Source organism: Paenibacillus sp. FSL H7-0940 (assembly GCF_037979415.1).
GTDB lineage: Bacteria > Bacillota > Bacilli > Paenibacillales > Paenibacillaceae > Paenibacillus > Paenibacillus amylolyticus.
In genome coordinates, this window is the sequence record NZ_CP150280.1 from 3,179,942 (window position 1) to 3,201,231 (window position 21,290).

The 21,290-nt window shown below is 45.4% G+C and carries 23 protein-coding genes; 2 read left to right on the top strand and 21 right to left on the bottom strand.

Features of this window, described 5'->3' with window-relative positions; all coding sequences use genetic code 11:
- Nucleotides 1–71: 71 nt before the first annotated feature.
- The 3 genes from sucD to MHB71_RS13905 all read right to left on the bottom strand — a co-directional run bounded on the left by sucD (nucleotide 72) and on the right by MHB71_RS13905 (nucleotide 2,925).
- Nucleotides 72–1,001: a succinate--CoA ligase subunit alpha gene (sucD, locus tag MHB71_RS13895; RefSeq protein WP_074094556.1), complete on the bottom strand. Its 930-nt coding sequence runs from the start codon at nucleotides 999–1,001 to the stop codon at nucleotides 72–74.
- A 63-nt stretch (nucleotides 1,002–1,064) separates the two neighbouring features.
- On the bottom strand, nucleotides 1,065–2,225 hold the full coding sequence (gene sucC / locus MHB71_RS13900; protein WP_036609384.1) for an ADP-forming succinate--CoA ligase subunit beta: 1,161 nt from the start codon (nucleotides 2,223–2,225) through the stop codon (nucleotides 1,065–1,067).
- 244 nt (nucleotides 2,226–2,469) lie between these two features.
- Nucleotides 2,470–2,925: a MarR family transcriptional regulator gene (locus MHB71_RS13905; protein WP_036609387.1), complete on the bottom strand. Its 456-nt coding sequence runs from the start codon at nucleotides 2,923–2,925 to the stop codon at nucleotides 2,470–2,472.
- Between the two features lie 478 nt (nucleotides 2,926–3,403).
- Here MHB71_RS13905 and MHB71_RS13910 point away from each other — a divergent pair, with 478 nt between their 5' ends.
- Nucleotides 3,404–5,014 carry a YifB family Mg chelatase-like AAA ATPase gene (locus tag MHB71_RS13910; protein WP_340029927.1) on the top strand — a complete coding sequence of 537 codons (1,611 nt, stop codon included), beginning with the start codon at nucleotides 3,404–3,406 and terminating at the stop codon, nucleotides 5,012–5,014.
- 241 nt (nucleotides 5,015–5,255) lie between these two features.
- Here MHB71_RS13910 and MHB71_RS13915 read toward each other — a convergent pair whose 3' ends face one another.
- From MHB71_RS13915 to rplS, 10 genes are all read right to left on the bottom strand, one after another.
- A complete protein-coding gene (locus tag MHB71_RS13915; RefSeq protein WP_340029929.1) occupies nucleotides 5,256–5,807 on the bottom strand; it encodes a nitroreductase in 552 nt (183 codons plus the stop codon).
- 282 nt (nucleotides 5,808–6,089) lie between these two features.
- Nucleotides 6,090–7,286 (bottom strand): carboxypeptidase-like regulatory domain-containing protein, encoded by a 1,197-nt coding sequence (locus MHB71_RS13920; protein ID WP_340029931.1) that lies wholly within the window; start codon nucleotides 7,284–7,286, stop codon nucleotides 6,090–6,092.
- A gap of 60 nt (nucleotides 7,287–7,346) precedes the next feature.
- Nucleotides 7,347–7,508, bottom strand: coding sequence for a paeninodin family lasso peptide (locus MHB71_RS13925; RefSeq protein ID WP_133120486.1), 162 nt, complete (start codon nucleotides 7,506–7,508; stop codon nucleotides 7,347–7,349).
- Between the two features lie 320 nt (nucleotides 7,509–7,828).
- A complete protein-coding gene (locus tag MHB71_RS13930) occupies nucleotides 7,829–8,227 on the bottom strand; it encodes a YraN family protein (RefSeq protein WP_340029932.1) in 399 nt (132 codons plus the stop codon).
- A complete protein-coding gene (locus MHB71_RS13935; RefSeq protein ID WP_036609395.1) occupies nucleotides 8,221–8,532 on the bottom strand; it encodes an EscU/YscU/HrcU family type III secretion system export apparatus switch protein in 312 nt (103 codons plus the stop codon). The genes MHB71_RS13930 and MHB71_RS13935 overlap by 7 nt, the downstream gene beginning before the upstream one ends.
- Before the next feature lie 471 nt (nucleotides 8,533–9,003).
- Nucleotides 9,004–10,587 carry a hypothetical protein gene (locus MHB71_RS13940; RefSeq protein WP_340029933.1) on the bottom strand — a complete coding sequence of 528 codons (1,584 nt, stop codon included), beginning with the start codon at nucleotides 10,585–10,587 and terminating at the stop codon, nucleotides 9,004–9,006.
- A gap of 31 nt (nucleotides 10,588–10,618) precedes the next feature.
- The gene (locus MHB71_RS13945) at nucleotides 10,619–11,320 is read right to left on the bottom strand and encodes a ribonuclease HII (RefSeq protein WP_083669772.1); all 702 of its coding nucleotides are present in this window, start codon (nucleotides 11,318–11,320) and stop codon (nucleotides 10,619–10,621) included.
- A gap of 463 nt (nucleotides 11,321–11,783) precedes the next feature.
- Complete coding sequence (gene ylqF / locus MHB71_RS13950) at nucleotides 11,784–12,647, bottom strand: ribosome biogenesis GTPase YlqF (protein WP_017689210.1); 864 nt, start codon at nucleotides 12,645–12,647, stop codon at nucleotides 11,784–11,786.
- Between the two features lie 30 nt (nucleotides 12,648–12,677).
- On the bottom strand, nucleotides 12,678–13,298 hold the full coding sequence (lepB, locus tag MHB71_RS13955; RefSeq protein WP_036609449.1) for a signal peptidase I: 621 nt from the start codon (nucleotides 13,296–13,298) through the stop codon (nucleotides 12,678–12,680).
- 305 nt (nucleotides 13,299–13,603) lie between these two features.
- Nucleotides 13,604–13,945 carry a 50S ribosomal protein L19 gene (gene rplS / locus MHB71_RS13960; RefSeq protein WP_017689212.1) on the bottom strand — a complete coding sequence of 114 codons (342 nt, stop codon included), beginning with the start codon at nucleotides 13,943–13,945 and terminating at the stop codon, nucleotides 13,604–13,606.
- Between the two features lie 349 nt (nucleotides 13,946–14,294).
- Here rplS and MHB71_RS13965 point away from each other — a divergent pair, with 349 nt between their 5' ends.
- The gene (locus MHB71_RS13965; RefSeq protein ID WP_340029936.1) at nucleotides 14,295–15,260 is read left to right on the top strand and encodes a polysaccharide deacetylase family protein; all 966 of its coding nucleotides are present in this window, start codon (nucleotides 14,295–14,297) and stop codon (nucleotides 15,258–15,260) included.
- Between the two features lie 3 nt (nucleotides 15,261–15,263).
- Here the strand turns inward: MHB71_RS13965 and MHB71_RS13970 are convergent, their stop codons facing one another.
- The 8 genes from MHB71_RS13970 to ylxM form a co-directional block, all read right to left on the bottom strand.
- Nucleotides 15,264–16,511: a hypothetical protein gene (locus MHB71_RS13970; RefSeq protein WP_340030175.1), complete on the bottom strand. Its 1,248-nt coding sequence runs from the start codon at nucleotides 16,509–16,511 to the stop codon at nucleotides 15,264–15,266.
- 154 nt (nucleotides 16,512–16,665) lie between these two features.
- Nucleotides 16,666–17,040, bottom strand: a complete 375-nt coding sequence (locus MHB71_RS13975) for a VOC family protein (RefSeq protein WP_340029937.1) — start codon at nucleotides 17,038–17,040, stop codon at nucleotides 16,666–16,668.
- Between the two features lie 187 nt (nucleotides 17,041–17,227).
- Nucleotides 17,228–17,995 (bottom strand): tRNA (guanosine(37)-N1)-methyltransferase TrmD, encoded by a 768-nt coding sequence (gene trmD / locus MHB71_RS13980; protein ID WP_340029938.1) that lies wholly within the window; start codon nucleotides 17,993–17,995, stop codon nucleotides 17,228–17,230.
- A gap of 1 nt (nucleotide 17,996) precedes the next feature.
- Entirely contained in the window at nucleotides 17,997–18,509 is a 513-nt protein-coding gene (rimM, locus tag MHB71_RS13985; protein WP_036609454.1) for a ribosome maturation factor RimM, read from the bottom strand.
- A gap of 292 nt (nucleotides 18,510–18,801) precedes the next feature.
- On the bottom strand, nucleotides 18,802–19,032 hold the full coding sequence (locus MHB71_RS13990; protein WP_017689218.1) for a KH domain-containing protein: 231 nt from the start codon (nucleotides 19,030–19,032) through the stop codon (nucleotides 18,802–18,804).
- A 23-nt stretch (nucleotides 19,033–19,055) separates the two neighbouring features.
- A complete protein-coding gene (rpsP, locus tag MHB71_RS13995; protein ID WP_017689219.1) occupies nucleotides 19,056–19,328 on the bottom strand; it encodes a 30S ribosomal protein S16 in 273 nt (90 codons plus the stop codon).
- 53 nt (nucleotides 19,329–19,381) lie between these two features.
- A complete protein-coding gene (gene ffh, locus MHB71_RS14000; protein WP_017689220.1) occupies nucleotides 19,382–20,761 on the bottom strand; it encodes a signal recognition particle protein in 1,380 nt (459 codons plus the stop codon).
- A 63-nt stretch (nucleotides 20,762–20,824) separates the two neighbouring features.
- Nucleotides 20,825–21,175 (bottom strand): YlxM family DNA-binding protein, encoded by a 351-nt coding sequence (ylxM, locus tag MHB71_RS14005; protein ID WP_017689221.1) that lies wholly within the window; start codon nucleotides 21,173–21,175, stop codon nucleotides 20,825–20,827.
- Nucleotides 21,176–21,290: the final 115 nt, after the last annotated feature.

Below are 21,290 nucleotides of genomic sequence, written 5' to 3' on the forward strand. Positions count from 1 at the left end.
GTAACCATAATAGTCGGTCTACCAGAAATAAATCATTTCCGAGCCGTTTCTTCTATTATAACGAAAAAGAATTAATGTGTCGTGCACAAATTCAAAATACCGCGTTCCTCAAGTACACTCACCAAAGTCGAACCCATCTCAGCAGGAGTTGGTGCTACTTTGATTCCACATGATTCCAGCTTAGCAATTTTCTCTTTGGCTGTACCTTTACCGCCAGAGATAATAGCGCCAGCATGGCCCATCCGTTTGCCTGGAGGCGCTGTTACGCCACCGATAAAGCCAACAACCGGTTTGGTCATGTTTTCACGTACCCAATCTGCAGCATCCTCTTCAGCTGTACCACCAATCTCACCAATCATGATGACCGCATGAGTCTGTGGATCTTCATTGAACCGTTTGAGGATATCAATGAACTCCGAGCCTTTTACAGGGTCTCCCCCGATTCCTACAGCTGAAGATTGTCCAATACCACGTGTCGTCAGTTGATGAACGGCTTCATAGGTAAGTGTTCCACTACGGGAAACAACGCCTACGTGCCCTGCCATATGGATGTAACCAGGCATGATACCAATTTTACATTCTCCTGGTGTAATGACACCTGGACAGTTTGGTCCGATCAGGACAGTATCTTTACCTTCCATGAAGCGGTCAACCTTGATCATGTCAAGAACCGGAATACCTTCTGTAATACAGATCACGAGGTCCAGCTCAGCATCAACAGCTTCCATAATGGAATCTGCTGCAAATGCAGGAGGAACGTAAATGACGCTCGCTGTTGCGCCTGTAGCTTCTTTCGCTTCCTGCACAGTGTTGAACACCGGCAGACTAGCTACTGTACCGTCTTCCAACGTGATATCCACATTAGTTCCGCCTTTACCCGGTGTAACTCCGCCTACCATCTGGGTTCCGTAGTCCAATGCGCCCTTCGTGTGGAACATTCCCGTTGAACCCGTAATGCCTTGCGTAATGACTTTTGTATTTTTATCGATCAAAATACTCACGTTGCTTCACATCCTTACGGTTATTTTTCAATTCCCGGACAGCTCCGGTACTAAGGAATGAACTTATTTTACGAGGGCAACAATTTTCTGTGCACCATCGGCCATGGAATCAGCAGGAACGATATTCAGGCCAGATTCACCCAGAATACGTTTGCCAAGCTCCACGTTAGTTCCTTCAAGACGAACAACCAGCGGTTTGGTCAGGCCAAGCTGCTTCGCGGCTTCAACAACACCATTGGCGATAACATCACAGCGCATGATGCCACCAAAGATGTTAACAAAGATCCCAGCTACTTTGGCATCGGATAAGATGATCTTAAATGCTTCAGTCACCTTCTCTGTTGTTGCACCGCCCCCAACGTCAAGGAAGTTGGCCGGGTCTCCACCGTAGTATTTAATAATATCCATCGTTGCCATCGCAAGTCCCGCACCATTGACCATACAGCCGATGTTGCCATCAAGTGCTATGTAGCTGAGGTCGTATTTGGAAGCTTCGATTTCTTTTTCATCCTCTTCATCCAGGTCACGCAGTTCCAAAATGTCTTTGTGACGGAACAGGGCGTTGGAGTCAAAGTTTAATTTCGCATCTAGCGCGATAACGTTTCCATCTCCGGTAACAACGAGAGGATTGATCTCGGCAATAGAGCAATCTTTTTCGACAAATGCAGTGTACAGCGCGAGCATGAACTTAACAGCTTTGTTCACCAGTTCATTTGGAATCTTAATGCTGTAGGCCAGTTTACGGGCCTGGAACACTTGCAATCCAATGGCAGGGTCAATGATTTCTTTGAAAATTTTCTCAGGTGTAGCTTCAGCTACTTCTTCAATCTCAGTACCGCCTTCTTCGGAAGCCATCATAACTACACGGCCTGTGGCACGGTCCACAACAACACCCACATAATACTCTTTGCGGATATCGCATCCTTCTTCAATCAGAAGACGTTTCACTTCTTTACCTTCTGGTCCAGTCTGGTGTGTTACCAATACTTTGCCCAGAATTTCAGAAGCATAGGCACGAACTTCATCCGTACTCTTTGCCACTTTTACGCCGCCGGCTTTACCCCGGCCACCTGCGTGAATCTGTGCTTTGACAACAGTCACTGGACTGCCCAATGCCTCAGCGGCCGCGACCGCTTCATCGACTGTATAAGCAACCTTTCCGTTTGGAACGGTAACTCCATACTGTTTCAGTACTTCTTTTCCTTGATATTCATGGATATTCATTCTCGAATCCTCCTATCAACATGACTGCAACAAGGCGGGTTGGTAGACTAACAAAAGACAAATGTTGACTATTTTCACTCAAGCCCAATTCATTGTAACACGTTTTTAAAACGCTTTCCTTAAAAAACTAATGGTTAATAGACAGTATTTTGATATGAGTATGATCCCATATTGTGAATGCTTGGGTATATATGGAAAAAAACCTCAGCTAAAAGCTAAGGTTTCCTTGATGTAAAACTACATTTTATTTTTTGGCTGCGTTAGTGTTGGTTTCGTGAACTTTCTCCAGCAATCCTTTGAACTGACCCAGTAATGTTTCAAACTCTGTACTGTTCAAACACGCATCTCCCTGAATGGATTCAGGTATGGATAATGCCTTGTTCCGCAATTCACGGCCCGAGTCGGTTAGTGTAATTAATACTTTTCGTTCGTCCTGAGCTGAGCGTTCGCGATTAATAAGTCCTGCTGACTGCAAACGTTTGAGAAGTGGTGTCAACGTTCCCGAATCGAGATAGAGAGCCTCCCCGATCTCCTTAACCGTACATTCTTCACGTTCCCACAACACCATCAACACTAAATACTGGGAATACGTTACGCCAAGTACCTCCAGATAAGGCTGGTACATCTTCGTAATCTCACGTGAACAAGCATATATGGCAAAGCATAATTGGTTATCCAGCTTCAAACTGTCAGTCTGCATATGTCTTTCTCACCTGCCTATTGTGCAATCTATTCCTAATAATACGGGAACTATAGATCTATACTATCACAAAATAGAAAAAAAACAGAATAATTGAGCACAAATGATTTTACTATTCAATTTAATTATGATAAATTAGATTGTGTAAAACAGAAATATAATTAGATAATCAGCAGTTCATCCCCATGATTTAACAACAATAATAGATAAGTCCATCGAACAGATTCACGCTTTCTCGGGCTAAATTTAATAAACATAATGAAAGTTTATACGTAACCATGTTCGCAAAGCTATTTAATGATTTCCTTCCAGAAATAAAATTCAGGGATCAGGAAAGATGACTACAGCAATGATAATGACAGGTTGACTCCATGATTCCTTTTATATAAAATGCTTAATAGAAGCTGAGGAAGCACCTTAATTCGTAGACTGGCCCGTATTATGCGGAGTCAAGAATCGAGTGAGGTGTTTCTTTGTTATGTACGGAAAATTGCATAGTGCGTGTTTGTACGGAATTGATGGTGTTCTGATCGAGGTGGAAACTGATTTATCCAATGGTCTGCCACAGACGTCCATCATCGGTTTACCGGATTCAGCCATTCGTGAGGCCGTTGAACGTGTTCGTGCAGCGATTAAAAACTGCGGATATCAGTATCCTTTACAGCGGATCACAATCAATCTGGCCCCCGCTGATCTACGCAAGGAAGGATCTTCCTTTGATCTAGCCATTGCTATTGGTTTACTTATGACAAGCGGCCAGCTTGTACTTCCTCCCCAGGAACGGACACTCGTGGTTGGCGAACTGGCGTTGGACGGTTCGATCAGGTCCGTGCCGGGCATTTTATCCATGGTGGATCTGGCCAAACGGCAAGGCTTTACGTCCGTGCTCCTACCTTTGGATAACGTGGAGGAAGCGTCACTGATTCGAGGTATCCAGGTTTTTGGCATTCGTCATTTACAGGATATTGCTCCGGAAAATTTAGATCAACCCTCTAATTCAGTGGGAATACCAAATAATTCGAATGCAGGACCAGTCGTGTTGAAAAATTATGCACACCTCGCTGCTCCTATAACTGATAAGACTCATAAGATGGCGGATAGGAAGACGAGACAAACACCATTATTTGCAGACGACTATAGTGATGTTCTAGGGCAGCATCATGTAAAACGCGCGCTTATGATTGCTGCAGCCGGCATGCATAATATACTGCTCGTTGGACCGCCAGGCACGGGCAAAACGATGTTAATCAAACGTCTACCCTCCATCCTTCCTCCTTTGTCAGAAGATGAAGCGTTGGAAGTCACCAAAGTATTAAGTGCCGCAGGCAAGTTGAAAGAAGCGCCTCAAGGCCTGATTGCAGACAGACCTTTTCGCTCCCCTCACCACACGATATCCACCTCTGGTCTGATTGGAGGCGGTGGTATCCCAAAACCGGGTGAAGTGAGCCTTGCCCACCGGGGCATATTGTTTCTGGATGAATTACCTGAATTCCAGCGCCAAGTGCTGGAGGTATTAAGGCAGCCGTTAGAGGATCGCACAGTGACAATTAGTCGGGCACGGGCTGCATTCACCTTTCCGGCGCAGTTCATGCTTGCATGTTCCATGAATCCCTGTCCCTGCGGATATTTGTCCGCTCATTCGGAGGAGCAACGCTGCATATGTAGTCCAGCCCGTGTTGCCGCGTACCGAGCCAAAATTTCAGGACCACTGCTGGACCGCATTGATCTTCAGGTTGAAGTTCCTCCACCAGGCGAGTGGCGCAAGTCTGCTGCTTCCCCTTCCTCTGAAGAAATGCAGGCAAAAGTGATCCACGCTCATCAAATTCAGGCTACACGTTATGCCCAAAGTTCAGTTCGTTGGAATAGCCAGCTTTCGGGCACGCTTTTGCGACGAACGATCCATCTCCCCCAAGAGGCAGAGCAACTGTTAGAGCAAACGCTGCAAACGTTAAACCTGAGCATGCGTGCACATGATCGAATTATCAAGATGGCACAGACAATTGCCGATCTGGACCATGAAGGTGAAATTGTGACAGCTCATGTGGCTGAAGCCATCCAGTATCGTCAATTGGATCTTAATTTATTTTGAAGCTATTTTAGAAGCATATAGAGGGAAGAACAGGCCGATTTACCCAAAGGCAGTGAAATGGGCATGAAACTGTAGACATCAAAGGAAAATCGAGAAGGATTCCTTATGCAGATTCTACAATGCGGATACACCAACATGACAAAAAACGTACAAGCCCTTCTCTTCTGTGAAGAAAGGTACTTGTACGTGGATTTCCCTGAAACATAAGGGATCGTTGCTAGCTAAGGTTTTTAATAATTTATTATTCGAAAAGAGTGAGTTTCTCCTTAGCTGGTGTGCGTTCTTTGGCAGAAGGAATAACATCAGGATATCCCATATAAATCATACCTACAATCTTCTCTCCCGCCTCTATTCCAAGCGATTTGCGGAATTTGGGAGCGTACAAGAATGGCTTGGTCACCCAGAACGTTCCAATGTCTTCACTCCAGGCTGCAAGCAAAAAGTTTTGAACCAATGCACTAACCGCAGCGAAGTCTTCGTCCCAAATATTCTGTCTTGGATCTTCTTCCAGCACGACAAGCATAACGGATGGAACTTGCATAATATTGGGTGAGAATTTGTTGTCCTCTCCCATTTCTGCATCAATAGCCTCCGCCAGTTTCTTCCGTCCATTTCCGGTAAACAACAAAAATCTCCAAGGTTCACGCAGTTTATGGTTAGGAGCCCAGACTGCCGTATCCAGCAATTCTATAATCTGCTGTGTAGGAACAGCTTCTTTTTTGAATTTTTTCACCGTACGACGGTTTTGAATCGCATTTCTGACTTCATTTGTTGTTTTCGTAGCTTTACTCATCGGCCGTACCTCCTGTTTATAAAATCATTTGCAACCGCAATAGTGATTCGCGGCCTTGTACATTCAATATAATTTCTTTATGACATAATAAAATACCAGTTTACCTTCTTGATTATACACCCATCTGATCACGAGATTCAAAGGGGCGGCAGAGGTCATTACCGTTAAGGTCATTACGAACAGAAAAGACGACTCTGAATGTTGATTCACCACGAGGAATCATAAAGTCAGAACCGTCTTTTATTCTCATGTTATTGATTCACATATCATATCAACGAGTAATCAATCGTCGTAACTCGCCCCTTCAAACGTGCCATTCCCTTCAAATGTGCCATTAACAAAATCCATTTTGTTGTACTTCTCCTGGTTACCTGCAATATCTGTACTATAGTACTCTACCACCTTGACATCAGGGGCATAAAACTTGACGGGTCCTTCATAGTTCTTCCATTCTCCCCCATTGATTCGATATTGCGTTGTTTTTACGCCCGAGCCTTTGACTTCGTCTGTTGCCTGAAGTCTGAATGTAAATCCTTTGATGTATATTTTCCCGTTCACAGTATCTGTAATAGGAACTAATCTGTACTTGGTTACTGGAGGTGTAATATCTGCATCCTTCTTAAGTACGATATTAAACGTATTATGATCTCCTTTTACAAGAGTAACGCTCAGGCTCGTTTTTAGATATCCTGCTGCTTCTCCCGTTATCGTTCTAGCCCCTGTTGGTACGCGCTTTATTAAATAGTTGCCTTGAGCATCTGTTGTTGCCGAACCTCCAGCATTAACTTTAGCCCCACTTACTGGATTGCCCGACTCATCTACAACTTTTCCCCGCACGTGTGCCGCCTCTGCCAAAACAACATCCATTCTCAAGGTTCCTCCCTCCCGGACACCCAAGCGATCCTGTTCATATAACATATAATCATCGGCATCTACCCATATTGCAATGTTCGGATTATAGGCGTAATCAATTCCTGTAACCGCATATCGACCTTGCTGATCAGTTTTCACTATACGATCAAAGACACTTGTTACTTTTATACGAGCATCTGGAACCGGTCTGCCTGCCTGATCTTTGACTGTTCCTACAATCGTGGATGGCTCATAAATACGAAAATCAAGTTGTATTTGCTCTCCACCGGACAATCCGTAGGAGCTATAGTGTCTGTACGTCACATAACCCTCTGCTTCAACTACAAAAGTAATGTCCGTATTGTCTTCAACGGACTCTATAATATGATACCGTCCATTCCCATCCGTCTTCACGCTTTTCTCTGACGTATCCCCACGATAATTAAGCCAATACTTGACAGTAGCGTTCTGGACAGGTAATCCCTGACGATCAATAACTTTACCTGATACACTTGCCTGTGTAGACGGATCGGCTGCATAAGAAACTCCGGAATACATGATTCCAAACAAAATGAAACATAAAGATAGTGTACTTAGTCGAATGATCCATTTGATACTTGTCTGCATCTTCTCACTACACCTCACCATTTATTTTATTGATCAAACATTCCTCTTTAACTTCTTAAATTAACTGACCATAAGCTCAAGCTTCCAGAATTCTCCGTCCCAAACATATTGCCAAATCCCCTGTCCACCGTTCATGGTCTCGCTGATATCCAGCACTTCCATCCGAGGGCACTCCCATACTTGTTTTACTGTGTTGTTCGAAGTATTCTGAAACTCTTTCATACATCCCACCAACCTCTCTTTAAATTTCAACTTTCTTATTTTATTACAAATGATACATTTTGTATCTATAAATTTCTGAAATACAATGATTTTATTTTCAACGCTCTATCCTCTGTTTTCTGATTTCATAGTTAAATCAAAAAAAGCCGCAGCTCCTGTATAAATAGGAACTACGGCTTTAGTATATTAACTAATTTTAAAACTAAAACGAATGCAAAGATAAGACATAATTAAACTTGTACTTCGAAATTACTGACCGACTCACATTGAAAAGATACATTTCGTATCACATAATACAATAATAACTTCTAGTGTAATTCTTAAAAAGCATTAACAATATGATTCACAGAGACAGTTTTCCCTGCTTGATCAAGCATTACGGCAATTACATCAAAACGGATCTGAAGTTCCGTCTCTCCCGTCATTTGCAAATACACGGATGCTGTTGAACGCACCTGCTGCATTTTACGCATATCAACCGATTCCTGAGGTGTACCGTACTGAGCGGCTCCACTCCTGCTTCTTACTTCCACAAAGACAATCAGGCCCTCGCAGGAAGCAATGATGTCAATCTCACCGCTACGGCAACGCCAATTCTGTCTAATGATCCGATAATCGTGCTCTCGCAACCATTGACAGGCAGCCTCTTCACCTAACCGGCCTTTCTGCTGTCGTGTGAGCTTTAATCCTGGCTCCTGACCCAATCTACGTTCTACCATGACTCATTTTCCTCACGTCCTGAGGCCATGCGATCTGCACGGTAGACGTACGTTAGCACCTCTGCGACCAGTTGATACAGTTCTGCCGGAATCTGTTCATCCAGATCCAACTTGGAGAGCACCTCCACAAGTGCTGCATCCTCCTGAACAGCCACGCCGTTTTCTCTGGCTTTATCCAGAATGGCTTCTGCCACTTTGCCGCGCCCCTTAGCTACAACAACAGGTGCTTCACTCTCTCCAGGGACATACTTTAGGGCAACCGCCTTTTTGGAAAGCAGGTCCGGTTGTGACGACTCGTCTTTCATACCTTCAAGTCCACCCCTTTGTATCGTTCAGGACTATAGTCCGAAGCCCGCGTTTTTCGTTCCGCGCCCGGCTCCTGGCCCGCAGGCCACGGTTCCGCCTTGAAGGTCAGCAGTTGATAGCCCAGCTTGTCCAATGCCTGATGGATCACCTCTCGTCCGCTCTCCAGAAGCGGTCCCATTCCTTCGCGATCATTTAATACACGCAGACTGACAATGTTATTAACCACATGGACATCTACCAGAGTAGGCCCAAGACTTTTCATGTCCAGATCAAACCATAGACGGCAGTTGGACGCATCCAGCTCTCCACGAGATCCACGACGTGATTGAATCTGAACAGACGCCGTTTCTTCCCCGTCCGGTCCAGTGATCGGAATAAACCAGTGCATCTGTGCAAATGTAGCACTGCGATCTGTTGTCAGCAATAACTGCTGACCTGTCAGATACTGCACGGCCTGTCCGGCGGCATCCTTAAGCGCCGCTGGTGCACCTTCGCTGCTGGCAAGCTGCAGCAGCAAGCCCTTCAGCGTGTCCGCATTTGCCGGACTCGCCGCATCCCCCACGCGCGGCTGCACTGCCGCGCCGTGAACGGCCTGCTGCTCGTGCTCCGCACCGAGCAGCTTCAGCACGCGCCCCACCCACGGGTCCCCCTCGTGGGTGACAGGCGCGTGCACTGCCGCAGCCTCCCGCAGGTGCTGCGGCACTACCGCCAGCCGGCGGCGCATCAGCGCCGGCTGGCAACGGCTGCGGCACGCCTCCGGCAGCCGCAGCCGCCTGGCCGCCCTGCGATGCAGGGGCGGCCTGTGCTGCCGCACCAGGCTGTGCCGGTGCGGCAGTGGACGCGCTGCGCAGGGCGTCCAGCAGCGCCAGCAGCTTGGGCGCCAGGCGCGCTGCCGTAGGCGCTGCTGGCGCCGCCTGGCCTGCTGCGGACGGCGTCCCCGCAGCAGCAGGCGTTTCAGCGCGACCGTCAGTCCGACCGGCCGCGCCTGCTTCAGGCTGGCCTGCACTTGCACGGCCAGCCACAGATTCTGCTGCCGCCCCCGGTGTACCCGGGCGGCTCCCGACTTGGCCCGCGTCAGCCCCGCGCGGGCTCTCGCCAGGTATTCCGGTTCCAGACGGAATACCTGCGCCTCCTTTGCCAGCCGTTTCAACGTTGCTGGCAACTGCCTTGGCCCCGGCTTCAGCATTTCCTGTGCCTCCGCCGGTCTGCACGTTTCCTTTCACCGCAGTACCTGCATCGTCTGCCCCGCCATCCGTCATGGATATAGAACCTGCCAACGCCGCTTGTCCTTGTTGCGTTGACAAAGCAGGTGTTCCCGTTCCAGTCACCTGACGACCATTGCCTGATGCAACCAATCCTTCTTCCGTCTGTGAAGCATTCGGTACAACAGGTGCACCAGCCACGACTGCTGGTTTCAACGTAGCAGATTGTTCTCCAGGCAATAGTGGTTTACCTGTTGTTTGAGTAAGCATCGTTTCCAACTGGTCAGCCAGCCCACTTAACAACTGGTGCAGAGGGGGGCCAAACACCGTCTGGTGTAATCCTTTTACTGTTTCCGCCGTAACCGGAAGACCACGCTGAAAAGCAATTCCTGTCGCCTGCACCCATTCTTCCACAGGGACCTGTGCGGGTTTGGCAGTCATCATATTCTGGACCATAGCCACATTATCCTTCGTTAGCGGCAATCCGCTACGCTGCATGGCAAGTAACAGTTCCCGGTTCCCTTTTGTATCCGGCAGTCCTACATCCTTAAGCAGGTTGTTCAGCGAAGCTTGTGGCAGCTCAGCAAGTGTACCCGTCATAGGTTTCATTACCGTTATGCCATTTTCACCTGGAGGCTGCACTTGAAGCAACGTGGTCTCACCCGGACGGAGTGGAGTCTCCAACTTGGCGCGCACCTGCACACCTTGAATCTGCAGAACTGCTTCTCCCCCATCATCGGATACACTAACGACGGAGCCACGAACCACCTGACCTTCCTTTAATTCAAGCGGTTTGGCATTGCCAGGCTTACTGTCTCCCATTAACCCCTTTATCATGGAACCGATATTCAAATCTCTCCCCCTCCTTTCTTCAAACCCGTGTTTAAAACAAAGATTGCTGCTCTCCAAGCAGGTTGCCCAGAAAACTGCGCCGATGCATCGGGGTTGCCCCCAATGCCATAATTTGCTCCCGATGAACTTTTGTTGCATATCCTTTATGTATCGACAAACCATATTCCGGATATAACGTATCCCATTCTTCCTTACACAGCCGATCTCGCGTTACCTTGGCAATAATAGATGCCGCTGCGATCGATTGACTGTTAGCATCACCTTTAATAATGGACAGTTGAGGTACATTCACATCCACTTTCTCAGCATCCACCAGCATATAATCAGGAGTTTCTCCCAATGCTTCAACCGCACGTTTCATCGCAAGTCTCGCAGCCTGTTTGATATTAAGCCGATCAATTGTCTCTGCATCCGCGTACCCGATACCTACCGCCAGCGCTTTTTCCATAATGATGTCATATAATGCATCCCGTTTTTTCTCCGTTAATTTCTTGGAGTCATTCACTCCTTCCAGGATGAGATCCTTCGGTAAAATAACCGCCGCTGCCACAACATCCCCAAACAAACAGCCCCGCCCCACCTCATCAATACCAGCAATACGTTCAAATCCACTGTCCCAATACTCCCGCTCATAGAGCAACAGATCTCGAGGTTCACTGACTTCTTTTTTCTTCTTTGGTCCAATCGGAGTATCCAGTAGATTCAACCCGATCTCTTCATTATTTTCAACCATAACGCTCATCTCCTCTACCCACGCTTTTTCAGCATACGTATCACTTACAACTTTTTATAATATAGACGTAGATCCTCTGTCTTTTGTTCTGTACAACCTGTCTCTCTCAGTAAAACTTTTCCTTGAGATTTACAATATAAAGATAGTGATGTCTTCATTTATCGGTATTTGATGGTATAAATTGAATATATCAGACCTCGTCTAATTTAAATTGCACCACCATTTATCATAGCACGATTTAGATGCACCTGATATATAGGTCAGCCAATTCCATAAAGCGTACTGTTCTTCAATCCTCTTCCATTTTATCGTTTTCGACGTATGTTCCAGCTCTACTTCCGCGTTTGTATACACAAAAAAACGACCGCTCCCGGTAATCCGGTAACGGCCGCTTCTTTCGGCACTTGTATATATGAAATGAACCAATGAAGACAATGATCTCCATCATGTAGAGTCCATTTTTTTAATAGGGAGCTTCCATAGAGAAACGTCCCATTTTACCCGCTCGCAGTTCACGCAGAAATGCTCGTGATGCCTTTTCCAGATCAATACGTCCACCGCTTACAATGCAACCACGTATACGGCCAACTTGTTCCATAATCGCAATAACACTGTCTGAATCATCTGCATCCTTGGAGAACTCCTGAAGTCCGTATCTCTCTTCAAGGGCGTCCCAGTAATAACGCATCAGGTAACTGATTCCAAAAAAGGCGATATCCTCTGCATTCAAAATTTCCTCTTTGATCGCACCAGTTACAGCAAGACGATAACCTACATTTTGATCTTCGAACTTAGGCCAAAGAATACCTGGAGTATCCAATAATTCCATTTCTTTGCCTACCTTGATCCACTGTTGCCCCTTCGTCACACCAGGACGATCTCCTGTTAACGCAATACTCCGTCCAGCCAGTCGGTTAATCAGTGTTGATTTACCTACATTGGGAATCCCTACGATCAACCCGCGAACCGCACGAGGATTAATCCCTTTAGCAATTTGACGGTCAATTTTTTCTTTAAGAAGAAGCTTGGCCTGCACGGGAATATCTTTAACATTGGTTCCCGTCGAAGCATCTACAGGAAAAGCGGTAATTCCTTCTTTTTTGAAATATTCAATCCATTCTTGCGTCACTTTTGCATCTGCCAAATCCGATTTGTTCAACAAAATCATCCGGGGTTTATCCAGCAATATTTCGTCAATCATTGGATTACGGCTGGAGACAGGCAGACGGGCATCCAATAGTTCGATGACCACGTCGATGAGCTTTAACTTATCCTGAATCTGGCGTCTGGCTCGAGTCATATGACCTGGAAACCATTGTATCGTCAACTTGTCTTCACCTCATTATTTACTTCAAATTCAGTGGTTGATCCACTTAATCTCACCGATCGGCCAGAAAATCACATCTGCACGACCAATAATATCTTTTAAAGAAACATAACCAATCATACGGCTGTCTGTACTATTCGGACGGTTATCTCCCATGACAAACACATGACCTGCCGGCACTTTGCCATCAGGGAACTGTTCATTCGGGAAATCCTTCACGTTATAGGTTCCACCATTTGCTTCAGCTGCATCAATGGCTCCTTGAATATACGTTTCATCAACCTTTTTACCGTTAACCATCACGGTATCGTCTTGAACCTCAACGGTATCACCTTCTACAGCAATAACACGTTTAATGAAATCTCGACCTTCGGATGGTACATGGAAGACGATAACTTCACCGCGCTTCGGTTCTCTGATATCATATAAGATTTCGTTGACGATCACACGTTCACCCGTTTCAAAGTTCGGCTGCATGGACGGACCGTCCACAACAAACGGTTTGAAGAGCAACCACCGAATGAGAATGACGAGAACTAATGCGATAACAATGGCTTTAAGCCATTCAACAATTTCATTTTTGGCTTTTTTGGATCGACTGTCTTTCTCTTCGGCAGGATTGCCCCGGTCATGTTGAACTTCTTGTTCCATTCAAGATCTTCCTCTCTTCACAGTACATGTTTATAGCAGTACACACATCCAGCATTCTGTATCGTTCCAATAACTCAATGGATGGATACAAAAACATTCACATCAGTTATGTAATCTTACACCAAGCATTACAGTACATTTAATCCACAATTCAAATGTTATCAATAACTGATTTTACAAGCCTCCCGGACTATTCCCCGCATGTGTTGCCATACCATTTTACTCGGAAGTGTACCTCCGGTTCAACTTTTCCCGGACAAAAACGAAAAGGGCTTGTCTCCAAGCCCTTCCCGGTATCCGTTATATTAACGAATTTCTTTAATTCTCGCTGCTTTACCGCGTAGTTCACGAAGATAATAAAGCTTCGCACGACGAACTTTACCACGGCGAGCCACTTCGATTCTATCGATTTTAGGGGAATGAAGCGGGAAAGCTCTTTCCACACCTACACCGTAAGAAATTTTACGAACTGTAAAAGTCTCACTGATTCCACCACCACGGCGTTTAATCACAACACCTTCGAACAATTGGATACGCTCGCGAGTTCCCTCGATTACCTTAACGTGCACTTTCAAAGTGTCACCAGGACGAAAACTCGGAAGATCCTTGCGAAGTTGTTCTTGTGTAATCGCTTGAACGATATTCATCTATGACTCCCTCCTTCCATACAGGCGTTCATACTTCTTCCAGAGATCACCTTGTCTCCTTCATCATCCATAGAGGACCGCCGTATTCCACATAACAGAATTATTGTACCACGCAGCATATCAAAACACAAGAGAAATTAAACAAATGCCTATTGATTAATCTGCCACTCTGAAACTCATCCATCACATGTTAACTTCATTCTAAAATACATTCTCCCATATGGAAAGTGAATCAACGCTCTCATCTGCAAGTCAACCTGATACAGGAAAAAATACTGTAACTTCCAGTGTAGTAATATCGTCTATGATATAACTTATTGACCACTTTAAAAGGAGAATCCCAAGACTTATGAAATATTGGAAAAAGATCACACTTGCCCTACTCGCCATGCTCACATGCTCCATTACACTATATTCATATGCCGTAACTCACCCAACGAATGCACTGTCACACAAAGCCTGCACATCCTGGGACATAGTCAAACGCAAAGCATTCGAGCTGTCACACACTGACTTCTCTAACCAATCTGCGCTGGATCGTTCTACCTTCAGGATTGAACAAGGTACTGCTACAGAAGTACCTGTACTGATGTATCATTACATAGAGCCCAAATTGAATAATCACGAGACAGATAATAAATCCATCATTAATCTGGAGGATTTTGAGCAAAATATGAAATACCTGCATGATGAAGGTTACCGCACGATTACACTGGATCAGCTTGAGCAATATGTTAGCGGGAAGATTTCCCTGCCACAGAAGTCCATTGTGATTACCTTTGATGATGGATACCAGAACAACTATACATTAGCTTACCCTGTGCTTCAGAAATATAATTTTCATGCCTCACTGTTTGTCATAGGCAGTAAAATTCAGGATAAACCTTCGGTATTTGAGCCCGCCATCAACAGTTTCATCTCCAAACCAGAGATGCAGGCAGCAACCGACGTATTTGAGTTCAACAGCCATACCTATAACCTGCATCATAAGGGATTTATGCGCTGTGGGAACAGTGTACCTGTCGGTCTGGACACCAGTCTTCTGGATGATGATATCCAGCAAATGAAGGAAACCGGAATAGACACACCCTATCTGGCCTATCCTTTTGGTTATACCAGTACACAGATGATCTACAAGTTACAGCAACATGGATATCGCATGGCCTTTACCGTAAAGTCTGGATTTGTGCATCCAGGAGATCATCCCATGAAGCTGCCTCGCTTGACGGTCACGACAGGTACTGATTTGGCGACCTTGCTTCAACCCGAATCCAGTCCGCAGAACGAATCATCTGCATCGGAGAATGACCAGTAAAACCTAGATTTTAACTTCACCGCCCGGATACAGAGTCGAGTTATACAGCCTTTTAAGCTGTGGCTTGGCTCTTTTTGCATCGGTAAGTGATAATGTCATCGGAGAGCTGGAATAAATCACTGCTTCCTCTGCGTCATAGATGATGATCTGTTCTTTCCCCGTCTGAACCAGGTCTGCATGTACCGCATATCCCTCTTTCGGGAATTCAGTAACCGTTTTCATATCTCCATCTACCAAAGAAGGCAACACATCTCCACCTCTGCGATACGCCAAAATATAATCGAGTCCACCTTCATCCCAGTTACATACAGGCTCTATAATGGTTAACCAGCCACGAGTCGTGCGGTTTTCTTTCCATATTTCTTGCCCTGCGCTATCCAGCATGAACATTCCATCCTTACCATTCTCATCCCCCCGGACAATCCGGTCCAGACCTGCAATCTGTAAACCTTCCATTCCAGTACAAAAATGGACTAACGCAATATGCTGTGATTCAATTGAATCTTCATAACGCCATTTCTCATTACCGTAACGGTCCATCATGACCGTAACACTGCCACCAATGACAACCTCGACTTGCCCATCACCGTCAACGTCTCCAAACCATATACAGTCAGCATGATCATCGAGATTCTGACAAGACCATAATAATGTCCCATCATGATTCAGCATGTCATATCCGGCCATCACTTCATCTTTCCCATCTCCATCGATATCGTATACCCATGGAAAATGTCCCGGATTCCCTTCATGCTTCCATAACAAATTAAAATCATGGTCGAGTGCCCATAACGTCTTATAGCGGTCTTTCAGTATAATGTCCATTTTCTGCTGGTTACCCGTCAGGTTGGTGAGAATAATGCAGTCATGTGCTTCATCACCTGGCAGATCACGTGTTTCTTTAATCTCTCCGGTCCGGCCATCCAACACCAGAAATTGTTTGTCCATGACACACAATACTTCATTATTTCCATCTCCATCCCAATCTGCTACCTGAGCGGGATAGTCTGAACCCGGACCCCCTGCATCGGGATCAGGAGTTCCGACCTGCCATAGTAATGTTCCTTCCAGATCAAATGCAGTCAAACAACATACCTGATGCGGGACATACCGATCGTCTATACCCCCATCTGCCTGTACCAGCAACATTTCAAGTCTGCCATTCCCGTTTAGATCTCCTAAAAGCATTTTGCAGCGTTCTCCGGCTTGGCTAATATTTAGTCTGGCGATTTCATTAGGCTGATTGCTCATCATCTTCCTCCTCAGCTTTTCGTTGTTATTCAAATCCAGCTGAGTTCACCATAAAGAAAACCCCTTATTTTTACAACCCTATTATGTGGTCATGCAAAAATGTTCAAAGCTGCAAAAAAGTGCCTACGTAATTAAACGATTTAAACGAATGATTTTAACCCCACTCTAAAAACTCAAGACGATTGCCAAAAGGATCATTTATATAAAAACGTCTTACACCTTCATCTGCCCTTGCTTCGTCATCGACAATATGAATTTGGTTATGAATGAGATGATCACACAACTGATCCAAATGTTGTACATGAAATGCCGGATGAGCTTTTGTGGCGGGAATAAAATCTTTTTGTACCCCAATATGAACTTGGTGTCTACCACACTCGAACCATACACCACCCCGTTTTCTCAGAATTTCAGGTTTGGGAATCTCCGTCCAGCCCAGAACTTTATTGAAAAAATGACGTGCCTCCTCTTCACAGCCTTCTGGTGCTGCGAGCTGAATATGATCAAGACCAATAATATTGTAAGTCATTCATACACCGCCTTTGGTTTCATTTAGTGAAACTGAGTTTTAAAATATACCTCCATTTTATAGAATAACCCATTGAATATCCAGCTTTCTTTACAAAACACATAAGAAAAGCCAACCTTTGGTATCAAGGTTGGCTTTTTCAAACTCTATAAAAAGATATATTTACGTGTTTATACGTTGCATATATTTACTCTGTACTATTTTTACGGTTTGAGCGTATCTTTTTCAACCAAATGCGTTCTTTGTCCGTCAAGTCCGCCGTTTCCAACATCTCCGGTCTACGTTCTAACGTACGAAGCAAAGACTGCTCTCTGCGCCATGCCTCAATGTTCAGGTGATGTCCTGACAACAGCATATCCGGTACTTTCATGCCCCTAAACTCGGGTGGACGTGTGTAGTGTGGATATTCGAGGAGTCCAGTACTGAATGAATCGGTTACTGCGCTTGTCTCATTACCAAGCACACCGGGAATAAGGCGTACGATGCTGTCGATCGCAACCATAGCAGGCAATTCCCCACCCGTGAGTACGTAATCACCTATAGATAGTTCATCCGTCACGAGAAATTCGCGGATGCGCTCATCGTAACCTTCATAATGTCCACATATAAAAATCAGATGATCTTCTTGAACAAGTTCTTCTGCTTTTTTCTGTGTAAACGTCTCACCTTGCGGACACATTAAAATGATACGTGGAGCTTTCATGGTTGCCGCGGCTTCTCCGCGTTGCTGCAGTACATCTTCAACAGCAGCAAAGATCGGATCTGGTTTCAGCACCATGCCTCCACCCCCACCGTAAGGAGCATCATCGACCGTATTGTGCTTATTTGTCGCATAATTACGGAAGTTGGTTGCACCGAGGGATACCAGCCCCTTCGTTTGGGCTTTACCCAGAATGCTTGCTCCGAATACGCCATCAAACATCTCCGGGAATAGTGTTAATACATCCACTTTCATGTTACAGCAGCCCTTCCATCAGGTGAATCTTCACTTGCTGCTGTTCGATGTCCACATCAAGTACTACATCATCAATAACGGGAATCAGCACTTCTTTACCTGCTGGCGTTTTGACAACCCATACATCATTGGCACCCGGAGTCAAAATTTCAGAGATGGTTCCAAGCGTTTCACCCTCTTCGGTGATAACCGAACACCCAACGATTTGATGGAAGTAGTATTCACCTTCCTCCAATTCAGCCAGGTTCTCTTTTAACACTTTGGCCATGCCGCCTTTAAACTTTTCTACTTCATTAATATTGCCGTACTCTTTCAGACGAAGAATATACATATTTTTATGCAAACGTGCAGATTCCACGTTAACCATGACTGGATGATTATCTGGTGTAAAGAAAAACAACTCTGCATTTTTTGCGAAACGCACTTCCGGGAAATCGGTTATAGGCATGATTCTCACCTCACCGCGAATTCCATGCGTATTAACGATTTTACCTACATTCATAAACTCTGCCATAATTCCTCCTAAGATCCATTCATGTGGTACTCATATTTGATGATCTCCATGCGACCGTTCCGGTTACGGATCGTTCTTCGGATCGCTGTTATCCCCTAATTTTTTTAATTATTTTTAAAGGTGAAAATCCGGTGATAAAGGCGAGCGCTAACGCTTCTTCAGAATCGATTCCGTACCCTTCACTACTTCCGCAAATAATCATACTTGACGAGCTATCTCAATCATATTATTTAAGTTTCAGCATGCACGAAAAGGGGCTAGGACATGCATCCTAACCCCCTTTCGTATATCTTTAAGATATGATATCAACGGTAACCCGTTTATCCATCTTAACTGCTGCTGATGTGACGACCGTACGAAGTGATTTCGCGATTCGTCCCTGTTTACCAATTACCTTCCCGACATCGTCAGGATGAACGGTTAACTCATAAACGACAAGCCGGTCTTTCTCAACCGTCCGAACCGTCACATCTTCCGGATGATCGACTAAAGCCTTAGCAATTATGCTTACTAATTCTTCCATAGATGACCCTCCGAATCAGCACTTTATTTAGATAATTTAGACTCGTGGAACTTCTTCATCACGCCCGCTTTGCTAAGCAAGTTGCGGACAGTGTCAGATGCTTGTGCACCGTTTTGAAGCCATGCCAATGCTTTATCTTCATCGATCTTAACAACAGCCGGTTGTTCAACCGGGTTGTAGTAACCGATCTCCTCGATAAAACGACCGTCACGTGGGGAACGGGAATCCGATACCACTACGCGGTAGAAAGGAGCTTTGTGAGCACCCATACGTTTCAGACGAATACGAACTGCCATTTGAAAATTCACCTCCTTCAATGAAATCTGTATATGATCCAGCTTCGCTTAAATCAACGGAAAGGAAACTTCATTCCTTTACCCATACCTTTAAGCTGCTTCATCGCTTTATTTTTACCGCCGCCTTTAGGTCCCATCATATCCGAGAACTGTTTCATCATGCGGCGCATCTCATCAAATTGCTTGATCAGACGATTTACTTCAGCCAGAGATGTTCCGCTTCCGGTAGCAATACGCTTCCGGCGGCTATGGTTGATCATGTCCGGGTTACGTTTCTCTTCGGTCGTCATTGAGTAAACGATCGCTTCGATCCGGCCCATCTGTTTATCATCAACCTTCAGATCCTTGGCTTGTTTCATCTTGCCCATGCCGGGGATCATATCCATGATCTGATCGATTGGTCCCAGCTTTTTCACTTGATCCATCTGCTCCAGGAAATCTTCAAACGTGAATTCTGCATTACGCATCTTCCGTTCCATTTCCTTGGCTTTATCGGTATCAATGTTTAATTGTGCTTTCTCAATCAGAGATAACATATCACCCATACCGAGGATCCGTGAAGCCATACGTTCCGGGTGGAACGGCTCCAAAGCGTCAAGTTTCTCTCCAAGGGAAGCAAACTTGATTGGACAACCCGTAACTGCTTTGACGGAAAGCGCAGCACCACCACGAGTATCTCCATCCAGCTTTGTCAGGACAACCCCGGTCAGATTAAGCTGCTGGTTAAAGTGTTCTGCTACGTTAACCGCATCCTGACCTGTCATGCTGTCTACGACAAGCAGTACTTCATCCGGATTCACTACGCTGTGAATCTGGCGAAGTTCTTCCATCAGTTCTTCATCAACATGCAGACGTCCAGCTGTATCGATAATAACATAGTCATTACCGTTATCCTTCGCATGTTGAAGACCTTGACGTGCGATCTCAACAGGGCTTGTCTGATCTCCCAGTGTGAATACCGGCGCTTTGATCTGCTCGCCAAGTACTTGCAACTGTTTGATCGCTGCGGGACGATAAATATCTCCTGCAACAAGCAATGGTCTGCTGTTTTGCTTTTGCAGCATTTTAGCCAGTTTACCCGATGTGGTTGTTTTACCAGCACCCTGCAAACCAACCATCATCAGCACCGTAGGCGGTTTGTTCGCTTTAGCCAGTTTCGCTTGGCTTCCACCCATCAAATCCGTTAGTTCCTTGTTAACGATGTCGATGATGACCATTCCTGGCGTGAAGCTCTCCATCACTTCTTTGCCAACAGCCTTCTCTTTCACCTTGGCGATGAATTCCTTGACCACTTTGAAGTTTACATCCGCTTCGAGCAATGCCAGACGTACCTCGCGCATAGCCTCGGCTACATCTTCATCAGACACCTTGCCTTTGCCGCGCAGCTTGCTGAACACATTCTGTAATCGGGTCGTTAATCCTTCAAATGCCATGATCCCACCTCCTTAAGCTTTAATACTGTTTTCAAGACCGATACGTTCCGCTCAGCCAATATTTCATTCACTAAGCTGAGCAACGATATCGTGTATTTGTTTGTTGTTATCAATGGAGACGCCTGCGCGTTCCAATGCATTTTGCAAATCTTCAAGATTGCGATTACGCCGTTCATGCTTTTCCAGCAAGCCCAGCTTGCTTTCGTAATTTTCCAGCACTTGTTCGGCACGCTTGATATGCTCGTATACCGCCTGGCGGCTGATCTCAAACTCGGCTGCAATTTCACCAAGTGAGAAATCGTCATGAAAGTAATACTTTAGAAAAGTCTGCTGTTTCTCGGTAAGTAACAATTCATAAAAAGCAAACAGCAAGTTAATCCGGTTTGTCTTCTCAAGCCGATTTTCTTGACTCACATCGGGGCACTCCCTTCGTCAAGGAAAAACACTTTACACTCTTGCAACGTTCCTAATAATACCTAAAACAAATCAGGTTGTCAAGCAAAAATACTTGTCACAATAAAAACAGCTC

Coding starts and splice junctions, on each gene's coding strand:
- MHB71_RS13975 (WP_340029937.1), bottom strand. CDS start 17,040: ATGACTTACAATATTATTGGTCTTGATCATATTCAGCTCGCAGCACCA.
- MHB71_RS13910 (WP_340029927.1), top strand. CDS start 3,404: ATGTACGGAAAATTGCATAGTGCGTGTTTGTACGGAATTGATGGTGTT.
- MHB71_RS13905 (WP_036609387.1), bottom strand. CDS start 2,925: ATGCAGACTGACAGTTTGAAGCTGGATAACCAATTATGCTTTGCCATA.
- sucC (WP_036609384.1), bottom strand. CDS start 2,225: ATGAATATCCATGAATATCAAGGAAAAGAAGTACTGAAACAGTATGGA.
- MHB71_RS13930 (WP_340029932.1), bottom strand. CDS start 8,227: ATGGTAGAACGTAGATTGGGTCAGGAGCCAGGATTAAAGCTCACACGA.
- MHB71_RS13925 (WP_133120486.1), bottom strand. CDS start 7,508: ATGAAAGAGTTTCAGAATACTTCGAACAACACAGTAAAACAAGTATGG.
- trmD (WP_340029938.1), bottom strand. CDS start 17,995: ATGAAAGTGGATGTATTAACACTATTCCCGGAGATGTTTGATGGCGTA.
- ffh (WP_017689220.1), bottom strand. CDS start 20,761: ATGGCATTTGAAGGATTAACGACCCGATTACAGAATGTGTTCAGCAAG.
- MHB71_RS13990 (WP_017689218.1), bottom strand. CDS start 19,032: ATGGAAGAATTAGTAAGCATAATTGCTAAGGCTTTAGTCGATCATCCG.
- MHB71_RS13915 (WP_340029929.1), bottom strand. CDS start 5,807: ATGAGTAAAGCTACGAAAACAACAAATGAAGTCAGAAATGCGATTCAA.
- MHB71_RS13935 (WP_036609395.1), bottom strand. CDS start 8,532: ATGAAAGACGAGTCGTCACAACCGGACCTGCTTTCCAAAAAGGCGGTT.
- rpsP (WP_017689219.1), bottom strand. CDS start 19,328: ATGGCAGTTCGTATTCGTCTGAAACGTATGGGTGCTCACAAAGCTCCT.
- lepB (WP_036609449.1), bottom strand. CDS start 13,298: ATGGAACAAGAAGTTCAACATGACCGGGGCAATCCTGCCGAAGAGAAA.
- MHB71_RS13920 (WP_340029931.1), bottom strand. CDS start 7,286: ATGCAGACAAGTATCAAATGGATCATTCGACTAAGTACACTATCTTTA.
- MHB71_RS13970 (WP_340030175.1), bottom strand. CDS start 16,511: ATGAGCAATCAGCCTAATGAAATCGCCAGACTAAATATTAGCCAAGCC.
- MHB71_RS13965 (WP_340029936.1), top strand. CDS start 14,295: ATGAAATATTGGAAAAAGATCACACTTGCCCTACTCGCCATGCTCACA.
- rplS (WP_017689212.1), bottom strand. CDS start 13,945: ATGAATATCGTTCAAGCGATTACACAAGAACAACTTCGCAAGGATCTT.
- MHB71_RS13945 (WP_083669772.1), bottom strand. CDS start 11,320: ATGGTTGAAAATAATGAAGAGATCGGGTTGAATCTACTGGATACTCCG.
- rimM (WP_036609454.1), bottom strand. CDS start 18,509: ATGGCAGAGTTTATGAATGTAGGTAAAATCGTTAATACGCATGGAATT.